The sequence below is a fragment of the Streptomyces sp. NPDC094147 genome (assembly GCF_044764265.1).
Classification (GTDB): domain Bacteria; phylum Actinomycetota; class Actinomycetes; order Streptomycetales; family Streptomycetaceae; genus Streptomyces.
This window is the reverse complement of record NZ_JBIWHT010000033.1, coordinates 57,732-64,603: the sequence shown is the minus strand read 5'-3', so window position 1 is coordinate 64,603 and position 6,872 is coordinate 57,732. Positions and strand designations below refer to the sequence as shown.

The window sequence follows — 6,872 nt, the reverse complement described above, 5'->3', positions numbered from 1 at the left end:
CGGAGTCCTGTGGGCACTTCTGCGCGACCACCGGGTCTTCACCCCCGCCCCACCGGTCACGCAGGCGGCTTGACATCGTCATTGAAACTCCTGGCAGAGACGGTGACCTCGGTCAAGAACATCTTGCTGCCAGGAGCTTTGCCTTTCCATACAGCCTGAATCCGCCAACAGCCCAACCACACCGTCAGGGCGGCAAGGGCTCACCTGGTGGCGTTCAGGCTGGCGATCAGAGGGAGGCGCTGACGCTGGCGTGGTTGTACTGGCCGACGGCGCCCAGGACCTCGTTCTTGACGGCGTAGATCTGGGCCAGGGCATCCGCGTCGCTGACCGCCGTGGGGCCGACGGCGAGGCAGGCGTGCGGGTTCAGGCCGCCGGAGACGTTGTCGAGCTCGGTGTCGGAGATCTCAACGGCCTCAACCTGGGGAGCGGAGTTCATGATGAAACTTCCCTTCGTATGGATGATCCACAAGGGGGCGGCCCCGCCGGGGACACAGCGGGCCTCAACCGCGGGCATGCGACGCGCCCCGTATTCCGGAGACTTTCGCGCGGGCCCCGCGGCGCAGAGACCAAAGCACGGAGCGCGCCGGGACTCTAATCAACCGGAGTGCAAACTCCGGAAGTTGCACGAACAGGCTTCGCATTCGTGCAGCCACGCACACGACTTGAGGGCAGCTTCTCCACATGCCGCGCGGCACCGGGACCCGACTTGTATTGCGTCCACGTTTTCGAACGGGACACTCCGCACCAACAAAGCGTTCTGTGGCAGACCCTTGTGCAGATGCATCGCGCGCCGCGCCGCAGTTGCGCATTCGATGTGCAGATTCACTGAAGCCGGAATACCACTCCATCTCGGAGATTCCGCCGGAACTGACTTCGCTGCCCGCGCGGATAGCCTGCATCGCTGCCCCTCGCCCATACGTGGAGATCCTCGCCACCGCGGGACTGACCACCATCCGCACCGAGCGCCACGATGCGGCCGCGTCCAATGCCGGGCCTAGGAAGTCGCAAGGGGCGGGTGAGGCGGTGGGATCCTTACGCGGCCTCGAAGTGGTGCGCGGGCGCTCCGTGCCATGCGAACTCCGGGGAGTTGCTGTCGACCATGGCTTCGGCATCCGGCTCGTCGATACCGGCCTGGCGCAGGAACTCCATGAGGTCGGAGTGCGCGAGGCCGATGTCGGGGCCGTGGACGGTGACGTGCCGGCCGCCGGTTTCCCGGGGCGGGTGCATGATGATCGCCGCCGGTCATGGTTCCCAGCGTGATCCGGGCGCCGATCGTCCGCATGCCGGGCCACAGACCCAGGCCCGGCGGTACGACGGCACCACCAAGACCGCATCCGTTTGCAAATTCTGCGGCGAGGGCGACGGGCACGGTGGTCGCTGCGTCTGCCACAACTGCCACCAGGAGGACCCGTGATCCCGACGCTGCTCGCCGTCGCCTGCACCCTCACCGTGGTGTCGCCGGGATCTGCATCGGCGCGGCCCTGGTCCTCCGCGCCGCCCACCGCACCGCGAGCCGGGCTGTACACCAAGCCCGGAACGGACACGGCCGGCGGCACGGCTAGTCAAGAAATGCCGCGCTGAACATCGCGGCCATCACGCAGAATCTGTGAAACAACCCGACCAGGAGACCCGCATGCGCAAGATCGCGACCATGTTCGTCCGCAATCCCGAGGACCGCCGCTACGTCCTGCCCGAGGTGACGCCGGGCTGTGAGTGGGTGATGGCCGGTGAAGGAGTCGCCACTCGCAAGTATGACGGCACGTGCGTGATGTTCGACGGCACCGAGTGGTGGGCCCGCCGCGAGGTCAAGCCCGGCAAGACCCCGCCGCCCGGCTACGTCGCCCTCTCCACCGACGACGTCACCGGCCGGACCGTCGGCTGGGAGCCGATAGGGCAGTCGTCGTTCAAGGCCTTCCACGCTCGCGCTGCGATGACATGCGAGTCGTGGCCAGTCGGCACCTACGAGCTGTGCGGGCCCCGCATCAACGGCAACCCCGAAGCCGTCGACCGCGACGTGCTGTACCGGCATGCCACCGCAGAGCAGGTGCGCGAGGACGGGTTCAGCCTGGGGACGGAGGAAGACGGCCGCTGCATCGACGGCATCCAGCACTTCCTGAAGCTCCACCGGTGGGAAGGCCTCGTGTTCCACCGGAATCCTGGCGACCCGAACACGGAGATGGCGAAGATCAAGGCGCGGGACTTCCCGGGATCACTCTGACGGCAACCGCCCCGCGCGATCCGTGGCCAGCGCGAAGGCGTCCAGCTCCTCCTCGGAGTCCGCATCGCCCGCCTCCGCGAAGTGCATCAGCAGCCGGACTGCGTCCCGCGCCTCAACCAGGGTGAGCAGCGGCAGGCGCGGGGCGTCGGAGTAGGCGCCGGTCACGGGGGCAGCGAGATCATCCATGATCGGTCAACTCCCCGGCAGGCGCGGCAGTTACGGAACCCGGCCGGGTGAACTGGCGCATCGCAGCGCCACGAAGCTGTCACAGCCGCCCCAACCGGCAACGCACAGCGGTCAGATAGGCCCCTCAATCGGGGGGACTCGTGAACCGAACCCGCACCGCCGCCAACCTCGCGGCAGCCGGGCTGCTCCTCACCGGATGCAGCACCAGCAGCCCGGCGCCGTCCAAGCCCACCGCACAGGACAGGGCTTCGTCTCACCGTGCTGTCCCTGGGGCTGGACAAAGGCCACCGTCAATGGTTCAGGAGGCGTGCACGTCTTCCTGCCCTGGGTGAGCGGCGTGCCAGGCGTCCCAGATCTCTTGGCGAAGTCGGCCGCGCGACGGAACCTTCATGCCCTGGTCGCGGGCCCAGGACCGGATCTCCGCTATGACCGGCGCGGGATGTGTGGGTGTCTGGACGGACGTCGGGGTGCCGGGTGCGGGGATCGCTCCTGGCGACCGTGGCAGGCGTTCGCGTGGGGTGGTGGTGAAGCCGCGGCGTTCGAGGATGCGTCGCCGCTTGTGGTGCATGCGCTCGAGCTGGGGCACGTCGGCGTCGAGGTAGTCGTGGGCTTCGACGTGGGACTTCCTCGCTTCACTGTTGCGCATGATGCGGCCGACCTGCTGGATGACGCGCCCTTTGAAGGAAATGGGGCTGGTCAGGAAGAGCGTGTCCAGACGGGGCTGGTCGAAGCCCTCGCCGACCAGTTTGTCGATGGCCAGGAGCACCAGCGGCTTGGGGGTCGTCTCGGCCAAGACGGTACGGATGCGGGCGCGTTCGGCTGACGGCAGGCCGCCGTGGAGCATCAACGGTTCGACGCCGTGCGGTTTCAGCGCGGCGGCCAGTTGCTGGAGGTGTTCCACGCGGTTGGTCAGGGCCAGGCTGCACCGGCCGCGTGCGGCGGCGTCGGCGATGTCCGCGGCGATCTGGGTGTTGCGGTCGGTGTGGTGGGCGAGTTCGGTGTAGATCGCCTGGAATGAGGCGCCGTCGGTGCCCGGCTCGTCGGTGGTGAACGCGGTGGGGTGCACGACGAGGTGCTTGGCGAAGGTACTGGCGTCTTCGATCTCATGGCGGATCGGGCCGCACTGCATCGTGATCACTGGGTCCATCTGGTCCGCCCGGTACGGGGTCGCGGACAGGCCGACCCAGCGCCCGGCCTTCGCGGCGCGGATGGCGGCTTCGGCTCCGGGCGCTCCTACGGAGTGGCACTCGTCCACGATCACGAGTCCGTAGCCGTCGAGGAGGCCGGCGGGGGCTTCCCGGTGGGACAGGGTCTGCAGCATGATCAGATCGACGGCGTGCGTGCGGCGGTCCTTGCCGCCGCCGAGCGAGCCGGCCTGGTGGCCGCCGAGGTCGAGGAAGGTGGCCAGGCGCTGCTTCCACTGAAGCCGTTTCATCTTGAAAGTGGCTGGTCAGCGGGGGTGGTGTGAGGTGTCGTTGGGGGGCTCGTGCTGGTCGGGTCTAGATCGGTAGCAGGTGATCGTCTGCCGTGCTGCCGGTTTGCCGGAATCGCGCCGTGGGGCCGGTCCAGGCTCGTACTGTGCGCAGGGCAGAGGGAGTTGACGGGCGGGAGGGGCTGCGGGTGGCCGAGGTGCTGACGTGGGTGATCCAGCGGCGGATGGTGTTCGAGGGCCGGGCCGAGTTGCTGCGCAAGGAACTCGTGGAGATCGAGGCGGAGATCCTCCGTCTGGAGGCCGCCGAGGTGGTGATCGCCCAGTTCGCCGAGGCTGACCGGGCCGGCGAGGCGGATGATCCGGAGATGGACGCCGAGTTCGAGCGGGTCACCCAGTCGTCCGGGGCGGGCGGACTGCTGCTGGTGCACCGCGAGGACGGCTTGGACACCGGGGTGCTGCCCGAGGACTACCAGGAGATCATGCGGCTGGTGGCGAGCGCGACGGAGCCGGTCAAGGCCGCGGACGTGAGCGTGAAGCTCGGCAGGGGCACCCTGCCGGCCCAGGTCGAAGCGGTCCGCGCGAAGCTGAAACGGCTCGCCGAACGCGGTTGGCTGCACCGCACTCCGGCAGGTCGCTATGCAAGCCGTCCGGAGCGGTAGCGTGGCTGGATCTTGGCGTAACCGACAGGTCCCCGGCGGGTGTTGGGGTGTCCATGTCGAAGAACTCCCACCCCGCCGGGAGCCTGGACCAGCTTGTCTACCAGTGCCGCCTGCCGCTGTCGAGCGCGACCCTGGACCTGGTAGCCGGCCTGGTCCGGGGCCATCTGAAGAAGATCGGTTCGCGGTGGCGCAAGCTCGCGCCGCACCGGATCGCCCTGGTCGTCCTCGCCGTCCTGCGCCACGACCAGCGGTTCGCGGACATGGCCGCCGCCAACGGAATATCCGCCTCGACCGTGCGCCGGTGGCTGCTGGAGGTCATTCACCTCCTGGCCGCCCGCGCGACGCGCCTGGACCGCGCGCTCAAGAAGACCGCGAAAAGCGGCAGCATCGTCGTGCTGGTCGACGGCACCCTCATCCCCACCCAGCGCCGCCGCGGACGCGAGGACCGCAAGAACTACTCCGGCTGTGAGTATGGGTGTGCCGTCCCGACGCGGGGCCTGACTCGTACTCTGGCTGGCCCTTGGTGCCTGGTGTTTGATCTGTCGGCCACCGCGTCGGAGCGGTGCGTGCTGGCACCGGGCAAGGCGGACCGTGTCCCAATAGAGGCTTTGCCTCCTTCCGAGGCGTCGTCACAGTCCTGACCTGCGGCCCTGCACGGTGTCAGCGCATCCCACCGTCGCTGAGCACCGAGGAGAGCCCGTCGTGAGCCCGATACAGTCTGGTTCTGAGCAGCCACCGCACCAGACGGTCGTCCTCGGGGTGGACACACAAGGACGTCCACGTCGCCGCCATGATCGACGTCACGGGCCGGCTGCTCGGCACGGAGGCCTTCGCCGCTACCACGCACGGGTACGAAGCCCTGTGGAGTTGGGCGCGGTCGCATGGGCAGGTCAGCCAGGCCGGCGTCGAGGGCACCGGCTCGTACGGGCCCGGCCTGGCACGGAAACTGTGCTCGCTTGGCGTCGCGGTCATCGAGGTCAACTGCCCGGACCGATCGATGCGCCGAAGCAGGGGGAAGACCGACGCGGTCGATGCCGAGGCCGCGGCCCGGGCCGTGCTCTCCGGCCGGGCCACGGCTGTGCCCAAGTCCGGCGACGGTGCTGTCGAAGCGCTGCGCGTCTTCAAACTTGCGAAAGACTCAGCGGTCAAGTCTCGCACCCAGGCCATCAATCAGATCAAGGCCGTGCAGGTCTGCGCAGATCCCCAACTGCGCGAGGCCCTCACGGGGCTGACCAACAGCGCGCTGATTGCTCGGTGCGCCGAGCTGGCTGACCCGGCGTCCCCCGACGTCGCCCGGCCCGTCGAGCTCAGCCTGTGCCTGCTGGCGCGCCGCGTGCAGGGCTTGTCAGAGGAGATCCGCCAGTTCGGGCGCTTGATCAAACAACGGGTTCAGGACACTGCGCCCGACCTGCTGGAACTCCACGGAGTCGGACCGGACTCGGCCGCGGCGCTCCTGGTCGCGGCCGGGGACAACCCGCAGCGCTTCTCCAGTGAGGCGTCCTTCGCCGCATTGTGCGGAGTGAGCCCGGTCGAACGGTCGTCCGGCAAGAGTCAGCGACGTCGACTGAACCGCGGAGGCGACCGCCAGGCCAATGCAGCTCTCTTCCGCATCGCCCTTACCCGGCTTCGCGACCACCCCGAGACGCGTTCCTACCTTGCGCGACGGACCGCGGAAGGTTAGGAGTAGAAGGGAGATCATCAGATGCCTCAAGCGGTATCTCGCCCGGAAGATCTTCAAGATCGTCAGCACTTCAATGGCGACCAGGACAGCTTGACGAACATAGAGGCGTCAAGCGGAAAATGCACGGCCTGCACCTGCTCGCGTTGACCGACGAGTACGGCAACTTGATATGGGTCTCGGCCACGCGCCCGGGCCGCACCCACGACGTCACCGCCGCCCGGCACGACCACCTCACCGCCCACCTGCGCGAGGCCGGCCTGGCCGCCTTCGCCGACCTCGGCTTCCTCGGACTCGATGACGACAGCGAGAACCCCACCGTGATCACTGGCTACCGCGCCAGCAGGGGCCACCGCCTCACGACCGCCCAGAAGGAGACGAACCAGCTGATCGCCCGCGAACGCGCCGCCAACGAGCATGCCTTCGCCGACCTGAAACGGTGGCGCGTACTCATCGAGCTCCGCCTCGATCCCCGCCACGCGACCGCACTCCTGCGGGCCCTGCTCGTGCTCACGAAAGCCGAGGTCAGGCGCTGAATCGATACGGCAGACGATCACCGCGAAACGATCAAGCTCCCGGCCTGCCCGAGTTCCTCAACAAGGAGTCACACCACCCCCGCTGACCAGCCACCTTCAAGATGAAACGGCTTCACTGTCGTCGGTCGCCGTTTCAGCGCGGCAGTACTGATGGAAACCAGCT

Annotated in this window: 10 protein-coding genes; 6 read left to right on the top strand and 4 right to left on the bottom strand. The window is 68.1% G+C overall.

All coding sequences use genetic code 11. From position 1 onward, the window contains the following. Positions 1-226: 226 nt before the first annotated feature. Positions 227-436, bottom strand: a complete 210-nt coding sequence (locus ACIQ8J_RS31050) for a hypothetical protein (protein WP_403278235.1) — start codon at positions 434-436, stop codon at positions 227-229. 596 nt (positions 437-1,032) lie between these two features. After that, a complete protein-coding gene (locus tag ACIQ8J_RS31045; RefSeq protein ID WP_403278236.1) occupies positions 1,033-1,227 on the bottom strand; it encodes a hypothetical protein in 195 nt (64 codons plus the stop codon). 183 nt (positions 1,228-1,410) lie between these two features. Between ACIQ8J_RS31045 and ACIQ8J_RS31040 the strand changes: the two genes are divergently transcribed. Further along, positions 1,411-1,581, top strand: coding sequence for a hypothetical protein (locus ACIQ8J_RS31040; protein WP_403278237.1), 171 nt, complete (start codon positions 1,411-1,413; stop codon positions 1,579-1,581). Between the two features lie 52 nt (positions 1,582-1,633). After that, positions 1,634-2,218 (top strand): hypothetical protein, encoded by a 585-nt coding sequence (locus tag ACIQ8J_RS31035; protein ID WP_403278238.1) that lies wholly within the window; start codon positions 1,634-1,636, stop codon positions 2,216-2,218. Here ACIQ8J_RS31035 and ACIQ8J_RS31030 read toward each other — a convergent pair. Then, complete coding sequence (locus ACIQ8J_RS31030; protein ID WP_403278239.1) at positions 2,210-2,404, bottom strand: hypothetical protein; 195 nt, start codon at positions 2,402-2,404, stop codon at positions 2,210-2,212. The genes ACIQ8J_RS31035 and ACIQ8J_RS31030 overlap by 9 nt on opposite strands. 298 nt (positions 2,405-2,702) lie before the next feature. Next, positions 2,703-3,839, bottom strand: a complete 1,137-nt coding sequence (locus ACIQ8J_RS31025; protein WP_403278241.1) for a histone-like nucleoid-structuring protein Lsr2 — start codon at positions 3,837-3,839, stop codon at positions 2,703-2,705. A gap of 143 nt (positions 3,840-3,982) precedes the next feature. On the opposite strand from ACIQ8J_RS31025, the gene ACIQ8J_RS31020 reads away from it, so the two are divergent. From ACIQ8J_RS31020 to ACIQ8J_RS31005, 4 genes are all read left to right on the top strand, one after another. After that, positions 3,983-4,495: a hypothetical protein gene (locus ACIQ8J_RS31020; RefSeq protein ID WP_403278242.1), complete on the top strand. Its 513-nt coding sequence runs from the start codon at positions 3,983-3,985 to the stop codon at positions 4,493-4,495. A gap of 53 nt (positions 4,496-4,548) precedes the next feature. Beyond that, positions 4,549-5,136: a hypothetical protein gene (locus ACIQ8J_RS31015; RefSeq protein WP_403278244.1), complete on the top strand. Its 588-nt coding sequence runs from the start codon at positions 4,549-4,551 to the stop codon at positions 5,134-5,136. A 149-nt stretch (positions 5,137-5,285) separates the two neighbouring features. Next, positions 5,286-6,176 (top strand): IS110 family transposase, encoded by an 891-nt coding sequence (locus tag ACIQ8J_RS31010; protein WP_403278246.1) that lies wholly within the window; start codon positions 5,286-5,288, stop codon positions 6,174-6,176. A gap of 119 nt (positions 6,177-6,295) precedes the next feature. Continuing rightward, positions 6,296-6,709, top strand: coding sequence for a transposase family protein (locus ACIQ8J_RS31005; protein ID WP_403608016.1), 414 nt, complete (start codon positions 6,296-6,298; stop codon positions 6,707-6,709). The last annotated feature ends 163 nt before the right edge of the window (positions 6,710-6,872 follow it).